19 protein-coding genes and 1 pseudogene are annotated in these 23,525 nt (G+C 60.1%); 8 read left to right on the top strand and 12 right to left on the bottom strand.

Annotated features, from left to right (window positions below; all coding sequences use genetic code 11):
• Nucleotides 1–12: 12 nt before the first annotated feature.
• Together U8U68_RS06565 and U8U68_RS06560 are read right to left on the bottom strand one after the other, a co-directional pair.
• Nucleotides 13–252, bottom strand: coding sequence for a (2Fe-2S) ferredoxin domain-containing protein (locus tag U8U68_RS06565; RefSeq protein ID WP_322200037.1), 240 nt, complete (start codon nt 250–252; stop codon nt 13–15).
• 295 nt (nt 253–547) lie between these two features.
• Nucleotides 548–1,936 carry an MATE family efflux transporter gene (locus tag U8U68_RS06560; protein ID WP_322200036.1) on the bottom strand — a complete coding sequence of 463 codons (1,389 nt, stop codon included), beginning with the start codon at nt 1,934–1,936 and terminating at the stop codon, nt 548–550.
• Between the two features lie 309 nt (nt 1,937–2,245).
• Between U8U68_RS06560 and U8U68_RS06555 the strand changes: the two genes are divergently transcribed.
• The 3 genes from U8U68_RS06555 (at nt 2,246) to U8U68_RS06545 (ending at nt 6,894) form a co-directional block, all read left to right on the top strand.
• A complete protein-coding gene (locus U8U68_RS06555; protein WP_322200035.1) occupies nt 2,246–3,814 on the top strand; it encodes a carboxylesterase/lipase family protein in 1,569 nt (522 codons plus the stop codon).
• Nucleotides 3,815–4,342: 528 nt separating this feature from the next.
• Nucleotides 4,343–4,972, top strand: coding sequence for an endonuclease III (nth, locus tag U8U68_RS06550; RefSeq protein WP_322200034.1), 630 nt, complete (start codon nt 4,343–4,345; stop codon nt 4,970–4,972).
• A gap of 743 nt (nt 4,973–5,715) precedes the next feature.
• Nucleotides 5,716–6,894: a MalY/PatB family protein gene (locus U8U68_RS06545; protein ID WP_322200033.1), complete on the top strand. Its 1,179-nt coding sequence runs from the start codon at nt 5,716–5,718 to the stop codon at nt 6,892–6,894.
• A gap of 18 nt (nt 6,895–6,912) precedes the next feature.
• Here the strand turns inward: U8U68_RS06545 and U8U68_RS06540 are convergent, their stop codons facing one another.
• Nucleotides 6,913–7,551, bottom strand: coding sequence for a ribonuclease H1 domain-containing protein (locus U8U68_RS06540; RefSeq protein WP_322200032.1), 639 nt, complete (start codon nt 7,549–7,551; stop codon nt 6,913–6,915).
• A 429-nt stretch (nt 7,552–7,980) separates the two neighbouring features.
• Between U8U68_RS06540 and U8U68_RS06535 the strand changes: the two genes are divergently transcribed.
• The 5 genes and pseudogenes from U8U68_RS06535 (at nt 7,981) to U8U68_RS06515 (ending at nt 15,062) form a co-directional block, all read left to right on the top strand.
• Nucleotides 7,981–9,393: an efflux RND transporter periplasmic adaptor subunit gene (locus U8U68_RS06535; protein WP_322200031.1), complete on the top strand. Its 1,413-nt coding sequence runs from the start codon at nt 7,981–7,983 to the stop codon at nt 9,391–9,393.
• Nucleotides 9,393–10,049: pseudogene (locus U8U68_RS22615) on the top strand (ABC transporter ATP-binding protein); the annotation flags it as partial. The gene U8U68_RS06535 and the pseudogene U8U68_RS22615, both read left to right, overlap by 1 nt.
• A gap of 703 nt (nt 10,050–10,752) precedes the next feature.
• Nucleotides 10,753–13,044 (top strand): efflux RND transporter periplasmic adaptor subunit, encoded by a 2,292-nt coding sequence (locus U8U68_RS06525; protein ID WP_322200030.1) that lies wholly within the window; start codon nt 10,753–10,755, stop codon nt 13,042–13,044.
• Nucleotides 13,037–14,320: an ABC transporter permease gene (locus U8U68_RS06520; RefSeq protein ID WP_322200029.1), complete on the top strand. Its 1,284-nt coding sequence runs from the start codon at nt 13,037–13,039 to the stop codon at nt 14,318–14,320. The genes U8U68_RS06525 and U8U68_RS06520 overlap by 8 nt, the downstream gene beginning before the upstream one ends.
• Nucleotides 14,321–14,912: 592 nt before the next feature.
• Nucleotides 14,913–15,062 carry a hypothetical protein gene (locus U8U68_RS06515; RefSeq protein WP_322200028.1) on the top strand — a complete coding sequence of 50 codons (150 nt, stop codon included), beginning with the start codon at nt 14,913–14,915 and terminating at the stop codon, nt 15,060–15,062.
• Between the two features lie 258 nt (nt 15,063–15,320).
• Here U8U68_RS06515 and U8U68_RS06510 read toward each other — a convergent pair whose 3' ends face one another.
• The 9 genes from U8U68_RS06510 to U8U68_RS06470 form a co-directional block, all read right to left on the bottom strand.
• The gene (locus U8U68_RS06510; RefSeq protein ID WP_322200027.1) at nt 15,321–15,527 is read right to left on the bottom strand and encodes a hypothetical protein; all 207 of its coding nucleotides are present in this window, start codon (nt 15,525–15,527) and stop codon (nt 15,321–15,323) included.
• Between the two features lie 265 nt (nt 15,528–15,792).
• On the bottom strand, nt 15,793–17,220 hold the full coding sequence (locus U8U68_RS06505) for a DNA primase family protein (RefSeq protein WP_322200026.1): 1,428 nt from the start codon (nt 17,218–17,220) through the stop codon (nt 15,793–15,795).
• Nucleotides 17,221–18,392: 1,172 nt separating this feature from the next.
• On the bottom strand, nt 18,393–19,082 hold the full coding sequence (locus tag U8U68_RS06500) for a PilZ domain-containing protein (RefSeq protein WP_322200025.1): 690 nt from the start codon (nt 19,080–19,082) through the stop codon (nt 18,393–18,395).
• A gap of 42 nt (nt 19,083–19,124) precedes the next feature.
• Nucleotides 19,125–20,045: a diguanylate cyclase gene (locus U8U68_RS06495; RefSeq protein WP_322200024.1), complete on the bottom strand. Its 921-nt coding sequence runs from the start codon at nt 20,043–20,045 to the stop codon at nt 19,125–19,127.
• Nucleotides 20,046–20,688: 643 nt separating this feature from the next.
• Nucleotides 20,689–21,351: a TetR/AcrR family transcriptional regulator gene (locus tag U8U68_RS06490; protein WP_322200023.1), complete on the bottom strand. Its 663-nt coding sequence runs from the start codon at nt 21,349–21,351 to the stop codon at nt 20,689–20,691.
• A gap of 291 nt (nt 21,352–21,642) precedes the next feature.
• On the bottom strand, nt 21,643–22,065 hold the full coding sequence (locus tag U8U68_RS06485; protein WP_322200022.1) for an ANTAR domain-containing response regulator: 423 nt from the start codon (nt 22,063–22,065) through the stop codon (nt 21,643–21,645).
• Nucleotides 22,056–22,532 (bottom strand): glutamine synthetase beta-grasp domain-containing protein, encoded by a 477-nt coding sequence (locus U8U68_RS06480; RefSeq protein ID WP_367575799.1) that lies wholly within the window; start codon nt 22,530–22,532, stop codon nt 22,056–22,058. Before U8U68_RS06480 ends, U8U68_RS06485 begins: the two co-directional genes overlap by 10 nt.
• A 14-nt stretch (nt 22,533–22,546) precedes the next feature.
• Nucleotides 22,547–23,260: a GltB/FmdC/FwdC-like GXGXG domain-containing protein gene (locus U8U68_RS06475; RefSeq protein WP_322200021.1), complete on the bottom strand. Its 714-nt coding sequence runs from the start codon at nt 23,258–23,260 to the stop codon at nt 22,547–22,549.
• Between the two features lies 1 nt (nt 23,261).
• Nucleotides 23,262–23,525 (bottom strand): glutamate synthase-related protein (locus tag U8U68_RS06470; RefSeq protein ID WP_322200020.1); only part of this gene is annotated, 264 nt, incomplete at its 5' end.

Below are 23,525 nucleotides of genomic sequence, written 5' to 3'. Positions count from 1 at the left end.
AGCCGGCTTTTTTTAAACCTTGGCCTTAATGTTGGTCTCAAAAAACTCTTCCACCGTTTCGGGAGAAACAGAATGGAACTGCTCGTCTACCGTAACGCACACACCCTGCTGGCACTTGCCCATGCAGAAAGTGCCGCCCAGGTCCACCTTGTCTTTCAGTCCGTTGTCCGCGATGAGCTGCTGAAGCTGCTCCACCACCTGGCGGGACCCTTTTATGTGGCAGGAACTGCCGATACACACTGTTACTTTCATGAAATTGACCTCCTAAGAAAATATTGTGGGGCTGTCTGACATTATTTTAGCATTTTCGTGGAATTTTTGCAATCAGAAATTTTCTTAATCTTGAGGGCCTATATCGATAATTTTTTATCGATATTTCACCTGTCAATTAAGCCTTATCCAAAAAACCGGTGGAAAAAAAGTAAAAAAATCCCTTTTGTTTTCCGGGTTTGTTTGGCATCGGGCGGGCTCTGGCGGGGCCGTCCCTTCCATCATACGCGAAAAGCGCCGGGGACATGCCGGCGCTTTTGACCCTTGGACGCTTTTTTTACAGCCGAATCTTCATCCACCCGCCCTGGCGGAAGCGCAGGAACGTCAGGATAAAGCGCAGCACCTGGTCGCAAAAGGTGCCCAGCCAGGCCCCGATGAGCCCAACGCCCAGAGGGTAGCACAGCAGCCAGCTAAGCCCCGGGCGAACCAGGGTAACGCTAATCAGGGAAACCAGCGCGGTAAACTTGGTGTCCCCCGCCCCCCGCAGGCAGCCGAACACCGTCACCTGCTCAATCTGGAAGAACAGCGTAATGCTAAGAATGCGCATAATGGTCACGCCATAGTCCAAAATCACCTGTTCATGGGAAAAGAGCATAAAAATCTCTTTTCCAAAGAGGAAGTACACCACAGCCACCCCAAAGGCGCAGATGAGCCCAATCTTCTGGCAGACATTGCCATACAGCTTGGCCATGTCCGGCCGCTTGCGGCCCAGGCTTTGGCCAATAAGGGTCACCGCGGCCACCGAGAGCCCGTCTCCAAAGGAGAAGGACATGCTCATCATGTTCATGCCAATCTGGTGGGCGGCCAGCTCGGTGGTGCCCAGGTGGGCCACCGTCATGGCAAACAGCAGAAAGCCCACCCGCAGGCACAGCTGCTCCACAAAGGCGCTGGAGCCCACGTTGGCCAAAGACTTTAGGCTGGCCCGGTCCGCCAGCCACCCCTTTACGGACCGCAGGTTCAAAAAGCCGTCTTTCTTAAGTACAGAGGCCAGGCTAAGGGCGCAGGCGCACACTGTGCCAATCACCGTGGCCAGGGCCGCGCCCCGCACCCCCAGGGCGGGAAAGCCGAAGTTTCCCCCAATCAGCAGGTAGTTGAAAACCACGTTCACCCCATTGGAGATGATATTGGTAACCATGGCAATGCGGGTGTTCCCGGCCCCCCGCTGGGCCGCGTTCAGGGCCAGGGAAACCGTGGAAAAGCCCAGGCCGCCCATAATAATCTGCAAATACTCCACCGCGTACGGGTGGGTGTCCGGCTTTGAGCCCACCATGCGGATAATGGGCCCCGCAAAGGCCACAAAAACCAGGCTGACCACCAGGGTAAGGGCCACGGTGGCCAGCAGCGCGGTGCGCAGCACCCGGTTGGCGCTTTCCCGGTCCCCGGCCCCCCTGCGCCGGGCCACAATGGCGGAGACCGCCACGTTCAGCGAGAGAAAAACGGCCAGGCCCAAAAACTTTGGCTGGGTGGTCAGCCCCACCGCGGCAATGGCGTAAGAGCCCAGGGACCCCACCATGATGGTATCTACCAGGCCGGCCAGGCACACGAAAAAGGATTCCAGCACCGAGGGCCAGGCCACGTTTAGGGCGTCTTTCACAATCTGCCCGCTGGGGGGCACCTCCCCCAGCTCCATGCCCCGGCAAACCTTTTGAGGGTTTACAAACCGCACGCTCTTCCACTCCTCTGCAAAAATAGTTGTTTATGCAATTATTATAGCGCCCCTTACCGGAAATTGCAAGGGCCCCTTGTTTCGCCCAGACGCTTCCCCCAGGGGCCGCGCAGCCACAGGCCAAAAGGACCGCCCATAAAGCCCCTATTCCCAGGATCTCCCGCCCAAAACCGGCCTGCCAGGGGCAGCCCGGCAGGCCCCCCGCCCCAAAAGGCAAAATGTCCACAATCCACAAGAAACCCCTTGCAACGAGCGGAAATTTAAGCTATAATATGGATGAGATTTTTCTAAAGAAAGGAACGTGTTTCCATGGCAAAACAATTTGTATGCACCAAAACCGAGCCTGTGGTACAGACCCAGGCGGGCAAGCTGCGGGGGTTCATCATCGACGGCACCTATACCTTCCACGGCATTAAGTACGCGGACGCCCAGCGCTTCCAGGCGCCCCAGCCCCCCGCCCCCTGGGAGGGCGTGAAAGACGCCTTTTCCTATGGCTACGTGTCCCCCATGCTGGACCGGGAGGGCTGCCAAGGAGAAATTATGGTGCCCCACCGCTACTGGCCCAAGGACGAGCACTGCCAGTACCTGAACCTGTGGACCCAGTCCATTGACCCCAGCGCCAAAAAGCCCGTCATGGTCTGGCTGCACGGCGGCGGGTTCTCGGCGGGCTCCTCCATTGAACATATCGGCTACGACGGCGAAAATCTCTCCAAGTACGGCGACGTGGTGGTCGTCACCCTAAACCACCGGCTGAACATCCTGGGCTACCTGGACCTCTCCCCCTACGGCGAGAAATACGCGAACTCCGGCAACGCGGGCAACGCCGACCTGGTGGCCGCCCTTCAGTGGGTGCGGGACAACATCGCCAATTTTGGCGGCGACCCGGACAACGTCACCATTTTCGGCCAGTCCGGCGGCGGGGCCAAGGTGTTTAACCTGATGCAGATCCCAAAGGCGGACGGGCTGTTCCACAAGGGCATTATCATGAGCGGCGTGTTTGACGGCATGATGAAGCCCAAAAGCCACGACAGCCGGCCCCTGATCGGGGCTATGCTGAACTACCTGGGCCTGACCGAGGCCCAGGTGGAAGAGCTGGAAACCCTGCCCTATGAGCGCCTGGCCGAGGCCTACAAGGCCGTGGCCCCGGAGATTGAAAAACAGGGCCACTATGTGGGCAACTGCCCCATTGAAAACGACTTCTATGTGGGTGACCCCCGGGACGTGGGCTTTACCGACCACGCCAAGACCATCCCGGTCATTGTGGGCTCTGTGTTCGGCGAGTTCGACTTCGGCCCCGGCATTGCCAACAAATACAACCTGACCCAAGAAGAGCAGCTGGAAATCCTGCGCAAAAAGCTGGGCAGCCACGCCGAAGAACTGGCCCAGGCCTTCCGCCAGTGCTACCCGGAAAAGTGCCTGGTGGACCTGCTTAGCCTAGACGGGGTCTGCCGCGAACCCAGCAAGGACTTCGCCCGCAAAAAAGCCGCCCATCCCCAGGCCCCCACCTACTGCTACCTGTTTAACCTGGACATGCCCCTGGACGACGGCCACTGCGCCTGGCACTGCGCGGACATCCCCTTCTTCTTCCACAACACGGACAAGGTGTTTGTCTGCGATATTCCCGGGGTCTCGGACCTTTTGGAGGACCGCATGGCGGGCAGCTTTGTAAACTTTGCCCGCTACGGGGCGCCCAGCTGCCCCTCTTTGCCAGAGTGGACCCCCTGCGCCCCAGACGACGTGGCCACCATGATCTTCGACCGGGAGTGCGCGGTGCGCCATAACCACGACGACGCCCTGTACAAGGCCTACCTGCCCCATGCCCCCAACCCCTTCGCCCCCCGCAAGGAAGAGGAGGACGAGGCGCTGTTCCTGCACTAAGGGGGCTTATTCCCCCCCAAACAAAAAGGGATGGAAAAAAGACGCGGTCCAGGTGCGGGGAAGGTCTCCACTGGAGACCGTTTTGACCCGACCGAGCCGGCAGACGAGACCAGCCGAGACCGACGCCCCTAAGCCGCCGGAGGCAAAACATGTTTCCGCCCTTTTCGGTATTTTCGCAGAAAATGCCGACTTCTCCAGCCATAAAGCTTTGAGTGGTGGAAGGTCTGCGGGCCTAGTTTACCGCCAAAAACGGGCTAAAGAGCTTTACGCCGGCTCTTTAGCCCGAATTCTATTTGGGAGAGCCCAAAAGGAGTATTTTTTATGACGATATTTTGGCCTCCGGCGGTTTAGGGGCTCTGCCCCCAAAAACCCCGCAACCTTTGTAAAGGTTGACGAAACTTTTACTGTTCCGTTGCCGGAGCCTCGTTCGTTTATCAATGCGTTTGGACACTCCCCTCTGTTTCCCGGCCTTGCCAAGCGCGGGTTTTTGGTGTATCATGTAGAAAAACCTCAAAAGGACTGAAGCCTATGACCAAACAAGAAGTGGCCCAAAAGGCCGTGGACGCCCTAAAGGCGGAGTATCCCGACGCCTTGTGCTCTTTGGACTACCAGGACCCCTTGCAGCTGCTGATCTCCACCCGGCTGGCCGCCCAGTGCACAGACGCCCGGGTCAACCAGGTCACCCCGGCGCTGTTCGCCCGGTTCCCCACCCTGGAGGACTTTTGTGAGGGCACCGAGGAAGAGATTGGCGGGCTCATCCACTCCTGCGGCTTTTTCCGGGCCAAGGCCCGGGATATTCTGGCGGCCTGCCGGAAGATCCGGGACGACTTCGGCGGCCAGGTGCCAGACAACATGGAGGACCTATTAAGCCTGCCCGGGGTGGGCCGCAAAACCGCCAACCTGATCCTGGGCGACATCTTCCACAAGCCCGCCGTGGTCACCGACACCCACTGCATCCGCATTGCGGGGCGGCTGGGGCTGACGGCCACCAAGGTCCCCGAAAAGGTAGAGCGGGACCTGCGGGAGCTGCTGCCCCCGGAGGAATCCAATAACTTCTGCCACCGGCTGGTGCTGCATGGCCGGGCGGTGTGCACGGCCCGGTCCGCCAAATGCGGCCAGTGCTGTATGCAGGAATTCTGCCCAAAGGCGGGGGTGTAGCCCAAAAAAAAGCGGAAATCCCTCATCTGTGGGACACATTGCGCGGTCAAGGGGCGTCAGGCCCCTTGTAGGGGTCAAGGGGGCAAAGCCCCTTGCCGCCGGAGGCGACCTTGCCCTTTAGGCGGCGCGGAACGAGGAAAAAGGGGCCCAGTTTTCTCTGAACGACAGGCAAAAAAAGGTGCACAAAGGCCGCGCCGCCATAACACAGCGCCTTGTAAAAATCCGCGAAGCGAGATTTTTACAACAGCGGACGGCTCCCACCCAGTCCCCCAAGAAGGGGGCCGTCTCAACAAAAAGGATATAAAGAAAGATAAAAGAAAGATAAAAAGAAAGATAAAAGAAAGATAAAAGAAAGATAAAAGAAAGATAAAAGAAAGATAAAAGAAAGATAAAAAGAAAGATATAAAACAGCAAAAAACAATCGACTTAAGGCAACACCGCACAAAGACCGCACGAGCAAGTTTGCTCGTGGGCTTTGCACACGATTTGCCTGCACTTTTTCCGTCATAGTACAACCATACTATTGCGCACAGCTTTCGCTTGCCAGAATATCGCAAAGAGCACTTCGTGCTAAAGAGCACTTCGTGCTAAAGAGCACTTCGTGCTAAAGAGCACTTCGTGCTCTACCATAAATGGTCTGATTGGCCGCACCCAAGCTGTACACTCTGACGAAAAAATTGACTGCGCGACTCACGCGCAATCTTTGTGCGGGGTTGCCTTAAAAGCAAAAGGAGGAGCAACCCATGAAATACGATTTTGAAACCCTTCTCGACCGCTCCCACTGCGGCAGCGGAAAATGGGACGAGATGAAAAAAAAGAACCCCCAGGTGGGGCCGGACGTGGTGCCCCTCTCGGTGGCGGACATGGAGTTTAAAAACGCGCCGGAGATTGCCGCTGGCCTAAAGGAGTACATGGACACCCATATTCTGGGCTATACCGGCCCCACGGACGAGTACCGGGCCGCTGTGTGCCAGTGGATGGAAAAGCGCCACCACTGGCATATTGAGCCAGAGTGGATCTGCTGCACCCACGGGGTGGTGGCGGCCCTGGTCATGGCTGTGGCCGCCTATACCCAGCCCGGGGACGGGGTGATTATCATGACCCCTGTGTACTACCCCTTTTACATGGCCATTGAGTCCAACGGCTGCCAGGCGGCCCGCTGCCCCCTGGTCTACCAGGACCACGCCTATTCCATAGACTTCGCCCTGCTGGAAGCCCTGGCCCAGGACCCCAAAAATAAAATGCTGATTCTGTGCAGCCCCCACAACCCCGTGGGCCGGGTGTGGACCCCGGAAGAGCTGGCCCGGGTCTGCGACATTTGCCGGGAGAACCAGGTGCGCATCCTTAGCGACGAGATTCACTTTGACATCATCCTGCCCGGCCACAGCCACACGGTAATCTCCAACGCCGCCCAGCCCGGGGACGACATCATTGTGTGCACGGCCCCCAGCAAAACCTTTAACCTGGCGGCCATGCAGACCTCCAATATCATCATCCCCAACGCCAACCACCGGGAGCGGTTCCAGGCCGTGCAGCAGAAGTTCTGCGACCACGGCCCCGCCGCCCTGGGGCTGGAGGCCTGCCGCGTGGCCTATACCCAGTGCGAGGCCTGGATGGAGGAGATGCTACAGGTGATTGACGCCAACCGCCAGCTGGCCGTGGACTTTATCAACCAGCGGCTGCCGGAGATCAAGCCTGTAGAGCTACAGGGCACTTACCTGCTGTGGCTGGACTGCACCGCCCTTTGCAAAACCCAGGAGGAGCTGGAAGAGCTGATGGTGCAAAAGGCCCAGCTGTTCCTGGACGAGGGCTATGTGTTCGGCCCAGAGGGCGCGGGCTTCGAGCGGGTGAACCTGGCCGCGCCCCGCCGGGTCATTCAGGCCGCCCTGGAGCGGCTGGAAAAGGCCGTGCGGGGAAATTAAGGCAGCGCGCAAGCCGCCCTACAGCCCCAGCGCCCGCCGGGCCAGCTGGTCGGCCCGATCGTTGTACTTGTCGCCCGAGTGCCCCTTGACCTTGACGAAGCGAATCTCCATGGTCTTTGCCGCCTCCCGGCAGGCGGCGGCATAGCTCTGGGTGCCGGGCTTGTTGGCCTTCCAGCTGCCGTCGGCCCAGCGGGCCAGGCCCTCGTAGTCGTGGTAAATCTCCACCGCCGGAACGCCCTGCTCCTGGCAGTAGCGCAGCACGGTCAGCACGCCCATAATCTCCCCGGCCACGTTGCGCATTTGGGCCAGCTGGGGGTCTGTGAACCTTTGGGAAAACTCCCGCCGCTCCTGCCCAAAGAACAGCACCGCCCCGCAGGCAAAGTCCCCGGTGCGCTGGTCATAGCTGCCGTCCACATAGGCCACGGCCCTGCCCTGGCCTCCAGGGCCAGCGGCTTTTGGGGCCTCCTCTCTGTCGGTAAAGCCAGCGCCCTTTATATCTTCCCCGCCTTTCAGGAACGCCTGGGCCTCCTGTAGGGTGGGGAAGCTTTTATACACAGCCCCGGCCACGCCGTGGACCTGGCGCCTGCACTCCTCCCATGTAAAGTAGATTCCCTTGCCGCCTTTGCCGCTGCGCACGGCGTAATATTTCTTTGCCATTGGTGCCTCCCGTTGGTATTTTATCCCTGTATTTTTGGCCAATGGGGCCCCGCCCGTTTTCTCTTTTGCCAATACGGGCCCCCGCCCTTTGGCCTTTGCCGCCTGTTTGCTCTTTCCTTGTTGGCCTGCCCCCTATTATATCCTCCAAAAAAATAAAAAGCAACCGCAACCTTTTCCCCAAACCCCCGCTTCTTAACTGGTAGAGCCTATTTGGCAACGCCAAAACACGGTCTGTTTTGCCCAAACATGGCGGCTTCGGCCTAAAAAAAGCCTGAAAAGGCGCCAGCCGCGAATTGTGCGGTGTTGCCTTAAAAACAGCCCCTAGGAGGTGGACCACAAAAAACCTGTTGATATGTCTTCGCGGTTGATGTATAATATATGGTAGATGATGGGTAACTGCTGCCCAAATAACAAGGAGCGCATTGGTTTATGGAAAATACAACGATTAACAAAACCCCCGGTCCCCGGGATAAAAAACAGATTGCCCTCATGGTGCTGGCCTGCGCGGCGGCTGTGGCTGTCATCGGCCTGTGCGTGTGGTTTTTCTGGCTTCGGGGCTACCTGGCGGCCAGCGGCGCCGACCCCGTGTACGTTCGCTCCGTGGCCTCCATCACCGGCTCCAGCGCCAGCGCGAACCCGGTGTTCGCCGGCCTGGTGGAGCCCCAGCAGCTGACAAAGGTGAGCAAAGACGACTCCCGCACCGTGGCGGATATTATGGTGAAAGAGGGGGACCCCGTGCGGGTGGGCGACGTGCTCTTTATCTACGACACCGAGGAGATGCAGCTCTCCATCCGCCAGGCGGAGCTGGAACTGGAGGGCATCGCTAACCAGATCAGCACCCTCAAGGACCAGATTAAAACCCTGGAGGCGGAAAAGAAAAAGGCCAGCAAGGACGACCAGTACAAATATACCGTGGAGATTCAGGACACGGAGTACCAGGTAACCGTGGCGGAGTATAACCGCAGCGTAAAGCAGAGCGAGCTGGAAAAGCTGCGGGACTCCCTGGACAACGCGGAGGTTTTTTCCGAGGTGGAGGGCACCGTGCGAGAGGTGAACGCCACCCCTAAAACAGACGCCAACGGCAACCCCCTGCCCTTTATCAGCATCCTCTCTTCCGGGGGGTACCTAGTAAAGGGCACGGTTACCGAGCTGAACCCCAACGCTATCTACGAGGGCCAGTCCGTCATCGTCCGGTCCCGGCTGGACCCAGAAACCTATTGGCAGGGCGTGGTCCAGCCCATCAACTACTCGGAAAATATCCAGGACAACACCCAGGCCAGCATGGGCTGGGGAGATAGCGGCGCGGAAAAGAGCACGAAGTATAACTTCTACGTGGCCCTGAACAGCCTGGAGGGCCTAATCCTGGGCCAGCACGTGTACATCGAGCCCGACTACGGGGTCAGCTCCCAGCGCACCGGGCTGTGGCTGCCCGCCGCCTATGTGGTCAGCGAGGGGGGCGGCAGCTTTGTGTGGGCGGCGGACGAAAACGACAACCTGGAGCGCCGGGCCGTGCTGCTGGGCGAGTATGACCAGGGGGAAGCCCTGTATGAGATTAAGGACGGCCTGGCCCCCGCCGACTACATCGCCATGCCCAAAGAGGGCCTGGTGGCAGGCGGCCCCACCACCACGGACGCCAGCGCCCAAACCGACGAGGACCTGGGCGGCGAAACGCTGGACCCCGGCCTGGGGGTGAACCCAGACACGGACGCGGCCCCAGACGCTGGCTTTAACGCGCCCGAAAACAACACGGTGAAGACAGAGGAGGGCGCAGACCCCCAGGGCGATGAAAACACAGAGGGCTCCTCCCTGCTGGAGGACGGCGCGGAGGGCTTGGCAAGATGATGCTTGAACTGCGGAACATTGAAAAAACCTACCTCCAGGGCAAGCTGGAGGTTCCGGTGCTCAAGGGGATCTCCCTTTCTGTGGAAGAGGGCGAGTACCTGGCCATTATGGGCCCCTCGGGCTCGGGCAAAACCACCCTGATGAATATTATCGGCTGCCTGGACAGCCCCTCCTCTGGGGAGTACATTCTGGAGGGCCAGGACATTGCCCAAATCGGCGAAAAAGCTATGTCCCAGGTGCGCCTGCGCAGCATTGGCTTTGTGTTCCAAAGCTTTTACCTGCTCTCCCGGCAGTCCGCCCTGGATAACGTGGCCCTGCCCCTGCTGTATGCCGGGGTGCGCCGCCGGGAACGGCTGGAGATTGCCCGCCGGGCCCTGGAGCGGGTGGGCCTGGGGGACCGCACCGGCTTTAAGCCCACCCAGCTCTCTGGCGGCCAGTGCCAGCGGGTGGCCATCGCCCGCTCGATTGTCAACAACCCGAAAATTCTTTTGGCCGACGAGCCCACCGGGGCCCTGGACACCCAGTCTGGCGAACAGATTATGGAGATTTTCCAGCGCCTGAACCAGGAGGGGGTCACCATTGTGATGATTACCCACGAGCCGGAAATCGCGGCCCACGCCAAGCGCACCCTGCACATTCGGGACGGGCTTTTGGTGGACCGGGCGGGCCGCCCCACCCAAAGCCAGGCAGCGGGCCCAAAGCCCCCAAAACCAGCGCCCCAGGAGCCAAAGGCCCCTGCCGCCCCCCAGCCCGCCGGAGAAGCAGCAGCCCCCCAAAGCACCGGGGAGCCAGCAGCCCCCCAGCCCGCCGGGGAATCCTTGGCCCCTAAAGAGGTCTGGAAGAAGCTCTGGGGGCGAATCAAGCCCCAGGAGCCAAAGGCCCCTGCCGCACCCCAGCCTGCCGGGGAAGCAGCGGCTTCCCAAAGCACCGGGGAGCCAGCAGCCCCCCAGCCCGCCGGAGAGGCAGCGGCCCCCCAGCCCGCCGGGGAATCCCTGGCCCCTAAAGAGGTCTGGAAGAAGCTCTGGGGGCGAATCAAGCCCCAGGAGCCAAAGGCCCCTGCCGCCCCCCAGCCTGCCGGAGAAGCAGCGGCCCCCCAAAGCACCGGGGAGCCAGCCGCCCCCCAGCCTGCCGGAGAAGCAGCAGCCCCCCAAAGCACCGGGGAGCCAGCCGCACCCCAGCCCGCCGGAGAGGCAGCGGCCCCCTCAATCACCCCGGAACCAAAGAATTCCCAAAGTCCACAGGGCTTTGGGAATTCTGAAAGCCCCGCTTTCCAGCCCATTAGCGGGAAAACCATTATCGCCGCCCTGGAACGCCAGCAGCGGGAACAAAACAGCGCCGTAAAGGGGGAGGAAACGTCTGATGAGCAATAAAAAAAATCTTCGGCGGCGGCTGATCATCCTGGCCGTGGCGCTGGCTGTTACGGCGGCGGTGGTTCTGGGGGCGTCCCTGTTTATTCAGTACCAGAACGACCAGAAAACCGTAACCGTGCAGCCCGCCATGCATGTGGCCTACCCCGAATATTCTGGAGAGACCAACACCCAGGGCACCGTGGTCTCTGACTTTGTCCAAGAGCTTTACGCGGACGGCAGCAAGACCATCAGCGAAATCCTTGTCACAGAGGGCCAGGAGGTCACGGTGGGCACCCCCCTGCTGCAATATGACAAGACCCCCCTGGAGCTGGACGTGCGCGCCAAAGAGATCGCCGTGGCCCAGGTGGACGTGAAAATAGACGAGGCCAACCGCCAGCTGAAAAAGCTGCAAAACACCAAGCCCTACTCCACCCCCAGGCCCACCACCCGGCCCACGGTGCGGCCCACCGCCCGGCCCACCGCCCGGCCCACGGCCCGGCCTACCGCCCGGCCCACCCAAAAACCCACGGCCACCCCCAGCCCCACGCCCTTCCCCACCCCGGACGTGAATGTGTACCAAAAGCTGGACCTGGACTCCATCCCCTATAAGGGCACGGGTACTTCCGAGGACCCCTATGTGTTTTTGTGCAAGGAGGGCTGGACCATGTCCCCAGAGTTCCTCCGGCAGCTTTTGGGCCTTTCCGCCACCCCCACCCCGGTTCCCACCCAGGAGCCTACCCCCACCCCCGGGGACCCCAGCGAGCCCAGCGACCCCAGCGAGCCCAGCTCCGTGGGCCCGGACAGCTCCGGCGAGCCCGACCCAGGCCCTGGCAGCTCCGCCCCCGAAGAGTCTGGTCCCGAAGAGCCCCAGCCAGCCCCCCAGGCCCTTTTCTGGGAGGGTTCCCCAGAGGTTTTGGACCTTGCCAGCCAAGAGGAGGAGGACGGCGGAGACGGAGAGGACCAGGACCCCCCGCCCGGCCCCGGAGAGCCTATCTCCAGCCTGGGGTCTCCCTTTGCCGCCACTTTCGAGGTACGCCAGCATAACTCCAACTACGGCCAGCTCCTCTCCTCCTTCACCCTGGACGGCCACCAGTTTTCCGCCGCTTTCAGCCTGCCCGGGCTGATGGGGGGCGCTGCCGCCGGGCAAACGGCGGTAAACCAGGCCCAGCAGCTGGCCCCCATGCAGTTTGCGGCCACGCCCAGCCCCACCCCCAGTAATAATTATAATGATATGAACTACACCTCCGCCCAGCTGAACCAGCTCATCAAGGAGAAGAAGCAGGAGATTACCGGCCTACAGCACAACAAAAAGGTGGCCCAGCTGGAGCTGGACAAAGCCAAGCGCACCCTGGAAAACGCCACGGTGCTGGCCACCATTGACGGCCAGGTCCGCAGCCTTTTGGACCTCGAGACCGCCCAGATGGAAAACCGCCCCTTCCTGGTGGTTTCCGGCTCCCAGCAATACTATATCTCCGGCCTGCTTAGCGAGGACCTTTTGGGCAAAATCAACGTGGGCGACATGGTCAATGTAATGAGCTATTGGGACGGCATGAGCTTCACAGCCCAAATTGTGTCCATCTCCGACTACCCGGCCCAAACCTTCAACAGCAACGGCTACTGGGGCGAGGGCAACCCAAACAGCTCCAGCTATGAGTTCACGGCCATGATTATGGACCCGGTGGAGAACATCCAGGTGGGCTACCCGGTGGACGTGACCCTGAACGTAAACAACGCCGGGGACGGGGAGACCATATATATGGACCGGGCCTATTTCCGGGAGGACGACGCGGGCTACTATGTGATGATGGCGGGCCGGGACAACCGGCTGAAAAAGCAGTATATTGAAATCGGCGGCCCCTCCCCCTGGGACACCAGACGCTATGCCCTCAAGTCCGGCTTTACCCTGGACGACTTCCTGGCTTTCCCCTATGGCCCGGACGTGAAAGAAGGGGTCCGGGTGGTGCTGGAGGAAACCGGCGAGCCCCCCTGGCCCGAGGACGGGGCCCCCATTGACCAAAACTTCCTGGACCAGCTGCAAAGCGGCGGCTACGCGGCCTATTCCCTGGGCCAAGAGGCGGCCCCCGGCGGCGAAACGGAAGCCCCCGGCGGCGAAACGGAAGCCCCTGGCGGCGAAACGGAAGCCCCTGGCGGCGAAACGGAAGCCCCCGGCGATGAGACGGGCGGCACAGCCCCAGGGGTTCAGCCCCGGGACGGGGTGCCGGAAGGGGCCGTGATTACCGGGCAAGACGAAAACGGCACCTATTTTAAAACCGAGAACGGAGGTGGCATCATCCTTGATTGAGAATATCCGCCTGTCCTTTCAGGGCATTTGGGCCCACAAAATGCGCTCGTTTCTCACCATGCTGGGCATCATTATCGGCATTGCTTCCATTATCTCCATTGTGTCCACCATCAAGGGCACCAACGAGCAGATTAAGAACAACCTCATTGGCGCGGGCAACAATGTTACCCGGGTGCAGCTGTATTATTCCGACTGGAACAACCCCTATGTGCCCGAACCCTACTCCGCCATGCCCCTGGGCATCCCCCAGGTCAGCGACGAGATATACCAGCAGATTCTGGCCATGAAAAACGTGGTCTCCGCCTCGGTATACACCTGCCGCCAAAGCAGCGGGGGCTACGGCGGCAACTTTTATTATGGGTCAAAGGCGGTCTCGGGCTGCGCCACCTATGGCGTTGACAACGCCTACTTCACCACCTGCGGCTACTCTCTCAAGGAGGGGCGGCTCTTTGTGCCCAACGACTTCAGCCAGTTCCGGCTGGTGGCCATTGTGGATACGGACACCGCCCGGATGCTCTTTGAGGGCGTGGAGGCCGTGGGCCAGGTGATCGAGTACGACGGCGTCGCCCTCACCATTGTGGGCGTGGTGGAAAAGGACGTGAAGTTCGAGCCCGTCATCAACAGCATCGAGGACTACGATAACTACGTGGGCAACACCAGCGCCGGGGGAATTTATATTCCCAACGCCGTGTGGCCCGCCCTGTACGCCTATGACGAGCCCCAGCAGGTGGCGGTGCAGGTAAGCTATACAGAGGCCATGTCCACCGTGGGCAAAGAGGTGGCGGACCTGCTGAACGCCACCATTACCCCCACCAGCACCGAAAACCAGCTGCAATATAAGGCGGAGGACACCCTACAGCAGGCCAAAGACCTGCAAGACCTAAGCAACGCCACCAACCAGCAGCTGATCTGGATAGCCAGCATTTCCCTGCTGGTAGGGGGCATTGGGGTCATGAACATCATGCTGGTGTCCGTCACAGAGCGCACCCGAGAGATTGGCCTAAAAAAGGCCATTGGGGCCAAAAAGGGGCGCATCCTGTGGCAGTTTCTCACCGAGGCCGCCGTGCTTACCAGCCTAGGGGGCCTGCTGGGCGTGGGGGCGGGCATTGGCATGGCAGAGCTCATCTCCCACCTGGCCCAAACCCCGGTGGCTATCAGCGGTTCCGCCATTGTGCTGGGGGTGCTGTTTTCCATGGTCATTGGCATCATCTTTGGCCTTTTGCCCTCCGTAAAAGCCTCCAACCTAAACCCCATCGACGCCCTCCGCCACGAATAGCAGCGCCAGCGCTGCACCTTTAGTCGCGGAGTCGTTCGCTTCCGGCTCACTCGCCAGTGCGAACCGCCAGCATAGCCAGCGCGTTCCTCTGCCCGCTTCCGGCGTTCCCCAGCGCAAGCGCTGGACCATTAGTCGCGGAGTCGTTCGCTTCCGGCTCACTCGCCAGTGCGAACCGCCAGCCCAGCCAGCGCGTTCCTCTGCCCGCTTCCGGCGTTCCGCAGCTGCCCTCTCTCTCCCTTATAAGTTTCTCTCTAGCCAATACGGGCCCCACCCCTCGCCCCCTGTCCGCGCAGCAGCGCCAGCGCTGCACCCTTAGTCGCGGAGTCGTTCGCTTCCGGCTCACTCGCCAGTGCGAACCGCCAGCCCAGCCAGCACGTTCTTCTGGGGGCTTCCGGCGCAACTCGTTCTTTTTTTGCTTGAGCCAATACGGGCCCCGTCCCCTTCGGCGGTGTGTGACCTCTGTCCGCGCTGGCTGGGCTAGAAGTTATCGGCGGCAAGTGAGCCGGAGCGAACGCCTCCGCGACTAATGATGCAACGCTTGCGTTGCCGCTGGCGTTGCCTAAATATATATAACAAAAGGAGGCTAAATGTTATGCCTACAGAAAATGAGACCAAAATCATTCAAAAGGCCACGATTTATGACATCCGCAGACTTCTCAAAAAGTCCGGAAAAGACTCCTTTACTGTGGAGGAACTCTGCGACTGGCTAGACACTATCGCGGACGCCAAAGACCAAGAATAAGCGTAACATGCCAGCGCCAGCGCCAGCGCAAGCGCTGGACCATTAGTCGCGGAGGCGTTCGCTCCGGCTCACTCGCCGGTGGTAACCGCCAGCCGAGCCAGCACGTTCCTCTGGGGGCTTCCGGCGTTCCCCGACCCCCTCTCTCCTTTATAATTCTCTTTAACCAATACGGGCCCCACCCCTCGCCCCCTGTCCGCGCACCAGCGCCAGCGCCAGCGCAAGCGCTGGACCATTAGTCGCGGAGGCGTTCGCTCCGGCTCACTCGCCGGTGGTAACCGCCAGCCGAGTCAACACGTTCCTCTGCCCGCTTCCGGCGTTCCCCAGCGCCAGCGCTGGACCATTAATCGCGGAGGCGGGCAAAGCTGCGCCCTCGCCAGTGCTAACGGCCAGCCCAGCCAGCGCGTTCCTCTGGACGCTTCCGACGTTCCCCGACCCTCTCTCTCCTTTATAATTCTCTTTAACCAATACGGGCCCCCGGAGAGGGGGCCCGTTCTTCTTTATGTTTCTCTCTAGCCAATACGGGCCCCGCCCTTTCGGCTCCTGCTAACCCTGCCCGCGCTGGCTACGCCCACGGTTTGCGGCGGCGAGTGAGCCGGAGCGAACGACTCCGCGACTAATGATGCAACGCTTGCGTTGCGGTGTGTTACGGCTTCTACCTATAGTTATAACAATATACACTTTGTACACGACTTTATAAAACACCGTAACACAACACAACACGTAACACATTCTATCTGGAAAAACGGAAGCCTAGAAGCATAGACGCCACCGTCCCCTCCCGGGGGCTTCCTTTGGGCCGCTTTCTTTTCAGCTGCCCCAGCTGCCACAGCCCCCGCCGGAACAGGGGCAGGCTTTCTGCCCGGTGGCCGTTTTCTGCGCACCACCTCTTATACGCCTCATACACCGCCATCACCCGCTCCTCCCCTTCTGGGTCGGGGGTCAGGCAGTCCCCGGCAAACCGGGCCAGCTTGTCGCTGTCTTGGCGGTACTGCTCTGTGGCGGCCCGCACCGCTGGCGGGGGGGCAAAGCCCGTCTTGGCCCAAGACATAACGCCCTCTAGGCACCAGTTCAGCACCCCAGAAAGCTCCCCCCGCAGCCGCGCCTTTAGGCCGTGGTCCTGCTCCTCTGGGGAAAAGTGCCGCTCAAAGGGCAGCACGTGTACCCGCCCAGACCGGAACACCGTTACATCGTCTGTGCGGGGCAGGTGGTTGGTGTTGATGAACAGTTTGAACCTGGGCCGAAACTCGAAGCTGTTCTCGTGCAGGTAGCGGGCGGTCAGGGTGTCGTTGCCCGTCAGGGTCTTGACCAGGGCGGAAGAAAGCACCATCTGCTTGTCCGGCTCACTAATATTCACGGCCCGGGCCCCGCACAGCTTTGCAATGTCCTCGCTGGGGCCCGCGCTGCTTATCCCCTGCCGCAGGGCAATGGTCTCGGGCCGGGCAACCTTGCCATATCCCCCCAAAAGGCTCATGTAGGTCTCCATCAGCGTGCCCTTGCCGTTGCGGGTGGTGGGGCCGTACAGCAGGAAAAAGCACTCTTCCCGGGTGTCCCCGGTCAGGCCATAGCCCAGGGCCTTTTGCAGGTACCCGGCCAGCTCCCGGTCCCCGTTCATGGCCGCCAATACGGTCTCCTCCCACAGGGGGCTGGCGGCCTCTGGGTCATAGTTCACCCCGGCCAGGGTGGCCAGCATATCCCCCGGGTTGTGGGGCCGAAAGTCCCGGGTGCGCAGGTCCAGGGTGCCGTTCTGGCAGTTCAGCAGCCAGGGGTCCTGGTCAAAGTCAGAGAGCCGCGCAGGGTACACCCCTGCCGCGTCTTTCAGCACCGTTTCCCGGTAGCGGCGGTTCTGCCACTTCTCCGCGAACCGCCGGTACTCCTCCCGCTCCCGGTGGTCCAGCAGGGTCCCTGCATAGCCCAAAAGGGCGTCTGCCAGCTGCTTGCACAGCTGCATCACCTCCAGGCCGCCGGGGTCTGGCTGCCACAGCTTGCCGCTGTACACAAACCACTGCCCCCGCTGGGGCAGGTACCGGGCCACTGCCTGGAAAAAGTCCGCGAAAAGGTTTCCGCCACCCAGGTCTGTGCATGGGTAGCGGGGGTTCATTTCCGGCACGGCCAAAGCCAGCCGGGCGAAATCTACTGGATAATTTTCTTTAAAATTCATGGCTTCCCCCCTTGACAAACTTCCACTGGCATGCTATAATGCAATTGCCTAGTGACTTTGTGCCCTTTTCCGGTGGGTTATTTCCCCCGGGAGAGGGCATTTTTTTGTTATACCAGCGCAAGCGCTGGACCATTAGTCGCGGAGTCGTTCGCTTCCGGCTCACTCGCCAGTGCGAACCGCCAGCATAGCCAGCGCGTTCCTCTGGACGCTTCCGGCGTTCCCCGACCCCCTCTCTCCTTTATAATTCTCTTTAACCAATACGGGCCCCCTCTCCGGGGGCTCGTTCTTCTTTCCTCCCAGCGGCAGCGCAAGCGCTGCACCCTTAGTCGCGGGCAACGCAAGCGTTGCATCCTTAGTCGCGGGGGCGTTCGCTTCGGCTCACTCGCCGCCGATAACTTCTAGCCCAGCCAGCGCGGACAGAGGTCACACACCGCCGAAGGGGACGGGGCCCGTATTAGCTCAAGCAAAAAAAGAACGAGTTGCGCCGGAAGCCCCCAGAAGAACGCGCTGGCTATGCTGGCGGTTACCACCGGCGAGGGCGCAGCTTTGCCCAACTCCGCGACTAATGATGCAACGCTTGCGTTGCCGCGCTGGCTCGGCTGGCGGTTACCACCGGCGAGGGCGCAGCTTTGCCCGGGGAAGGTCGCCAGTGGCGACCGTTCTGACCCGACCGAGTCGGCAGACGAGACCCCCGCGACATTGGATGCAACGTCACGTTGCCGGAAGCGTCCAGAGGAACGCGCTGGCTCGGCTGGCGGTTACCACCGGCGAGTGAGCCGGAGCGAACGCCCCCGCGACTAATGGTCCAGCGCTTGCGCTGGGGGTATAATATAGGTTTTCTTACTATCCCCTACTATTCATCATATACTAGAACAAACGTTTTGTCAAGGGGGTTTGCGAAATTTCTCCCTGGCAGGAAACTTTTTTTGCGCCTCGCCTGGGCTTGGAACCCGCGCTGGCCGCGCCCCCCCACCGCCTGGAACATACCCTGCCCCCGCCAGCGCGGGAGAAAGCCCTTTTCTATAAAAATACAATAAAAAAAGCGCGGCAAGCCGCGCTTTGGGGTTGGTGTTTTGGCAGCACCGCACAAAAATTTTGCGCAGGATGCACAAGAGTGCGCCATAGATTCCCCCCCTTCCATGGTTTCGTCAGGGGGGCAGATTCTCCGGCGGTTAGGCCCGCCCCTTTTTTTGGCGCTGGGCCGCAAAAATATTCTTTGTAATCTGCTCCTGGTCCGCCTCGGTCATTCCGATGAACCGGCACCCGTATTCAAATTTGCCAGGGTCTTTCTCGATGACGCGGACAACCTGCGCAAAAAGCGCCGACTCTGGCCTGTCCTCCAGCAGCCTGACCTTTAGCAGGAACTTATCGCCCTCGTGGTACCGCTCCCCCGCGCTGACCCTGGCCCCGCCCACGCTGATATTCAGCAGCTTGCAGGGCTTTTCCCCCGTCTCCAGGCCGCTGAAGGTTGCCATTGTGGCCTCGCGGTTGATTTCCAGGCGGAAAAAGGCCCGGTCGTTGCCCACGTGGACCACGGTCAGCTCTTCTGCCCGCCATATATGCTGGGGGCCGGGGGTGATGATGCCCTCCATGCTGACCGCTTTTCTCTCATAATCGCTGTATCCCCGAATCTTGGCGCGGATGGACTCCGCCTCTTCCCGAATTTCGGATTCAGAATACTGGTGCAGCTCTGCTTGATCTCCCTGCGGGTTAAGCAGCTTTGCCACAAAAAGGAACTGCCCCGGGTCCGTTGTCACTTCCACCCGCATCCCGGAATAAACCGAAAGCTTCTCCTGCGCCGCTTCGCTTTCTTGCGGCGGCTGCGCTTTCTCTTTCTTTTTGAAAAGGTCCAGTAACCCCACGATATTCCTCCCCGCTGTTCTGGTTTTTTTCCAGCGCCTAATTTATCGCTCCTCCCGCAGCTGTTTCAGCGTTTCATCGGCCCAAACAACCCGGTTCCGGCCGCTTTTTTTGGCGTCATACAGCATGGTGTCCGCAATTTTAACGTAAAAGTCGTAGTCGTTCCCCCGCTCGGGGATTACCGTGACCCCCCCGATGCTGACGGTGACCCACTGGGCCACCGAAGGGTTGTGGGAAATGCGCAGGTTTTCTACCTGGAGACGAATTTTTTGCAAATACCCAAAAATTTTCTGGGAAGAGCCGCCCATTACCAGGGCCACAAACTCTTCGCCGCCGTACCGGGCCAAAAAGTCTGTGCTGCGCTGTAAGTAAGAAGCGGCCGTTTGCGCCACGGCGGCAATCACTTTATCCCCGGCGGGATGGCCAAAGGTATCGTTATACACCTTGAAGCGGTCGATGTCAAACATACAGATGGAGATGGGAACGCCCAGCCGGATTGCCTCGCTCCACATAACGGCGCTGCGCTGTTCATACCCGCGCCGGTTGGCGACCCCTGTAAGCTGGTCGGTCAGGGACTGCCGCTCGATCTGCCTGCGGTAGCGGTACAGCTTCACGTGGGTATTCACCCTTGCCTGCACGATCAGGGGGTCGAAGGGCTTTGTAATATAGTCCACCGCCCCCAAAACAAGCCCCCGCCGCTCGTCTGCCACGCCAGACAAGCTGGTAATCAATATCACCGGGACGCTTTGCGTAATAATTTCCTCCTGGAGCTTTTTTAAAAGGGTAAAGCCGTCCATGCCCGGCATCACCACATCCAGCAAAATCAGCGAAAAGTTTTCATCACTGGCCCAGCGCAGCCCATCTTCCGCTTTTTGCGCCACGGTAATGTCGTACTCGTCCTCCAAAATTGCTTTTAGCCGGGCCGCCTGCACAACACTATCGTCTACAATCAAAATTTTTTCCATACGCGTGTTCCTCACTCTATTTACTGAAACCGCCCCCTGACCACTTTCTTTTTGCCCTGCTGTTTGGGCCGCTTATCCAGCCGGGTAGCCCCCCGCATAATCTAGCCGCGCGCCCAGCCGCTAACCAGCCGGGTAGCCCCCGCATAATCTAGCCGCGTAGCCAGCCGCATACTAGCCACGCGCCCAGCCACTAACCAGCCGGGTAGCCCCCCGCATAATCTAGCCGCGTAGCCAGCCGCATACTAGCCGCGCGCCCAGCCACTAACCAGCCGGGTAGCCCCCCGCATAATCTAGCCGCGTAGCCAGCCGCATACTAGCCGCGCGCCCAGCCGCTAACCAGCCGGGTGGCCCCCCGCATAATCTAGCCGCGTAGCCAGCCGCTAACCAGCCGGGTGGCCCCCGCGTAATCTAGCCACGTAGCCAGCCGCATACTAGCCACGTAGCCAGCCGCTAACCAGCCGGGTGGCCCCCCGCATAATCTAGCCGCGTAGCCAGCCATGTAACCACCTGTGTACCAGCCGCGCGATATTGGAAGAACCGTCCGGCCTTTTCACCCCCCGCGCTCCCCCAGGCGCGGTCTTTGACCCCGGGAAGTAGTGAACGTTTATTACTATGATAACGCGGATAAGCGCCAAACCATTTTTCAGCGGTACGTTTCTCGTTTCTCCTCCAGGGGGGAAAGTTGGTCCGGCTGCAAATAGCCGCTAAGCCCCGTGGCCAACAGCTGAAAGACGGCGTCCTCGGTCTCCTGCTGGTTGGGCAAGGTTCCCTCGATCACATATTTTGCGTACAGAACGGTTGTCGTGAGGACATGAAACCACAACAAATCCTGATGGAGCCGGTCCAGGCCTGAAAACGCCTTTTTGAACACGTGGACGGTTCCCAGAAAGGACTTGAAATGATCCGCGTCCCGGCTTTTGACATACTTGGAGAAAAACGCGCTATCCCGGAAGCGGTGATAAAAAATCGTTTCGTCCGGGTGGGACGTCCAAAACCGGAAATAGGGCAGCCACAGTTTTTTGATGGCGCCCAGAAGGTCTGTATGCCCACCCAGAGGGTGGAACTTTAAATGTTCAAAAAGCGCCGCCACCTGCTGGTCCACATGCTTAAAGCACTCTATCAGCAGGTGTTCCTTGCCATCAAAGTGACGGTAAATGGCCCCAGATGAAACGCCCGCCAGCTCGCTAACGTTCTGAATCCGCACCCCTTCCAGGCCATAACGCCGCACGGCCCGCAGGGTCGCAAGAATAATTCGTGTTTTGGTGTTTTCCAGAGTAATCCCTTCCCTCCCATACACAAGTACCATGTTTCCTGTCGCCTGCTTACAAAGAAATTATATCCTATTTTGCTCCTTTTGGCAATACTTTTTCGTGGATTCCTTCCCATACCGCCACGATTCAGCAATGTGGCCAAATGGCCCAGAAGCTTCTTTGCAGCAAAACCGGGAAAGGGCTTGCGACAAAAAACCCCTGCCCGGTTCTTTTTCTTTCAAACAGCCCCCTGGCCCCACGGTGGAATTTCCGCTGGACCCCCCAAAGGCCGCAGCCCCCCCCCTCTGCCCGGCGGATTCGATGGTTTCCCCCCAGGCTGGCCGCCTTTACAGAATCTCCCCTTCCAGAATCTTTTGAGCCGCCTGTCCTTTTGTAACGCCGTGGTTCATGGCCAGTTTCTCAATATGCCGGTGGGCCTGGGGTTCATCCATGCCGCAGGATTCGATCAGAATCCACTTGGCCCGGTTTACCAGGCGTATTTCCGCCATCTTCTCCTCCAGGGAAAGGGTCCTCTTTTCCACCTGCCGCAGCTTTTCCCGGGCGCTCACCATCCATCGAAGGGCCTGGTCCATGCCGGGCCTGGACAGGGGTTTTCCCAGGGTGAACACCCCGTGTATCGCGGTTCTGGCGTAGGCCTCGCCCCAAAGCTCCGCCCGGACCATCAGTACCACCACCCTTTCCCGGGACCCGCTAATATCCACGGCAAACCCCAGCCCGGCGCCGTCTGGAAGGGGCGAGTTCACCAGCACAAAATCAAAGGCCCTGTCCGCAAGCAGCCCCCGCCCCTGGCTGATGCTTTTGGCAAAGCAGGTGTGGGCCCGGAATACGCCGGGTAAAACCCCCAGCCGCGCCCCAGTTTTTCCGCCGCTTCCACCGCCCTTTGCAGAAGCCGCCGGGTATCGCCGGGGAAGTCTGTTCCGTCGGGCAGGCTTATGCCGCTGAACATGCGCACCACCCTGCCGTGCTCTGGCCGCCAGGGCAGCACCGCCAGGGTATCGGGGTCTGGGTGCAGCAGCAGGTCTGAACCGGCCTGGTCCCCAAAGCCCGCAATGGAGGAACCGTCAAAGGGAATTCCCTGGGCAAAGGCCCTGGGCAGCTCCCCCGGCAGGATGGAAAGATTCTTCTGCCGGCCAAATACGTCGCAAAAAGCCAGCCGGATAAACTTAATATCCTCTTCCTTTACATACTGTAGGACCTCGCTCTGCGTATATTTCATGGTCGCCGCTCCTTTCAGTTCATCACATACATCTGCCGGTAGGGGTTCCCGCTGTCCGGGGTTACAGCGGTAAAGGGGCTGTTCATCACCTGGGAAATATCATATCCAAAGGCGCCGCAAAACGCCTCCAGCTGCCCGCGCGCGTTCTCCAGCTCCTCCTGGGCCGCTGGCCGCGCGGTGACCTGCGCGGGAAAGGGGAGCCCTTCCCAGCAGCCCCGCAGCAACAATTTTCCTCCGTGCATCCCGGTGCAGGGGAAGTTGCCCACCGGCCTGCCGCCGTTGAGCGCCAGCACAATCATAATCCCCCCGGCCTGGTATTCTCCCAAAAAGCTTCCGGCTCTGCCGCCTATTATCATCACGGGGACCTTGTCCTTATACGCTTTCATGTGGATGCCGGCCCGGTACCCGGCGTCTCCCTTCACCAATATGCGCCCGCCCCGCATGGCATACCCCGCCGCGTCCCCAATGCTGCCGTGCACGATGATCTCGCCGGCGTTCATGGTATCGCCCGCCGCGTCTTGGGCGTTCCCATATACGGTGATGCTTCCGCCGTTGAGATAAGCCCCCAGGGCGTTTCCGGCCACGCCCTCTACCGTCAGTTCGCCGGCGTCCATGCCGGCGCCAAGAAACCTTTCCCCGCAGCAGCCGGTAAGCCTACAGGCGGCGGTTTTTTGCAGGCGCTGGTTGATCTCACGGGAACCAAGGCCCTGTATGTTGATTGTTTCCATATTATTCCCCCGCGTGTTTGATGCCTAAGATATCCAGTTCCTTTTGGGTGAGCCCTATGCCCCGAAGCATGAGCCGGTTGCCTTTAAGGGCCTCGATGGAGTTGATCCCCATTCCCCCCATAAGCTCCTTTATCTCATGCCTCCAGGCTGTCATCAGGTTCACCAGTCTGTTGGCGGCGGCGTCCGGGTCCAGCCGTTTCACCAGCTCCGGCTCTTGGGTGGCAATGCCCCAGGCGCAGCGCCCGGTTTGACAGGTGCGGCAAAG

Origin of the sequence: Acutalibacter intestini, assembly GCF_034334985.1 — a bacterium.
In the GTDB taxonomy this organism is placed as follows: domain Bacteria; phylum Bacillota; class Clostridia; order Oscillospirales; family Acutalibacteraceae; genus Acutalibacter; species Acutalibacter intestini.
Note: the sequence above shows the minus strand (reverse complement) of the source record. Positions and strands in the feature narration are given on the sequence as shown.

Excerpts from the sequence above, each read along its gene's own strand:
- nth (WP_322200034.1), top strand. The coding sequence starts at position 4,343 with ATGACCAAACAAGAAGTGGCCCAAAAGGCCGTGGACGCCCTAAAGGCG.
- U8U68_RS06505 (WP_322200026.1), bottom strand. The coding sequence starts at position 17,220 with ATGAATTTTAAAGAAAATTATCCAGTAGATTTCGCCCGGCTGGCTTTG.
- U8U68_RS06490 (WP_322200023.1), bottom strand. The coding sequence starts at position 21,351 with ATGGTACTTGTGTATGGGAGGGAAGGGATTACTCTGGAAAACACCAAA.
- U8U68_RS06545 (WP_322200033.1), top strand. The coding sequence starts at position 5,716 with ATGAAATACGATTTTGAAACCCTTCTCGACCGCTCCCACTGCGGCAGC.
- U8U68_RS06565 (WP_322200037.1), bottom strand. The coding sequence starts at position 252 with ATGAAAGTAACAGTGTGTATCGGCAGTTCCTGCCACATAAAAGGGTCC.
- U8U68_RS06480 (WP_367575799.1), bottom strand. The coding sequence starts at position 22,532 with ATGAAATATACGCAGAGCGAGGTCCTACAGTATGTAAAGGAAGAGGAT.
- U8U68_RS06540 (WP_322200032.1), bottom strand. The coding sequence starts at position 7,551 with ATGGCAAAGAAATATTACGCCGTGCGCAGCGGCAAAGGCGGCAAGGGA.
- U8U68_RS06475 (WP_322200021.1), bottom strand. The coding sequence starts at position 23,260 with ATGGAAACAATCAACATACAGGGCCTTGGTTCCCGTGAGATCAACCAG.
- U8U68_RS06555 (WP_322200035.1), top strand. The coding sequence starts at position 2,246 with ATGGCAAAACAATTTGTATGCACCAAAACCGAGCCTGTGGTACAGACC.
- U8U68_RS06525 (WP_322200030.1), top strand. The coding sequence starts at position 10,753 with ATGAGCAATAAAAAAAATCTTCGGCGGCGGCTGATCATCCTGGCCGTG.
- U8U68_RS06535 (WP_322200031.1), top strand. The coding sequence starts at position 7,981 with ATGGAAAATACAACGATTAACAAAACCCCCGGTCCCCGGGATAAAAAA.
- U8U68_RS06495 (WP_322200024.1), bottom strand. The coding sequence starts at position 20,045 with ATGGAAAAAATTTTGATTGTAGACGATAGTGTTGTGCAGGCGGCCCGG.
- U8U68_RS06515 (WP_322200028.1), top strand. The coding sequence starts at position 14,913 with ATGCCTACAGAAAATGAGACCAAAATCATTCAAAAGGCCACGATTTAT.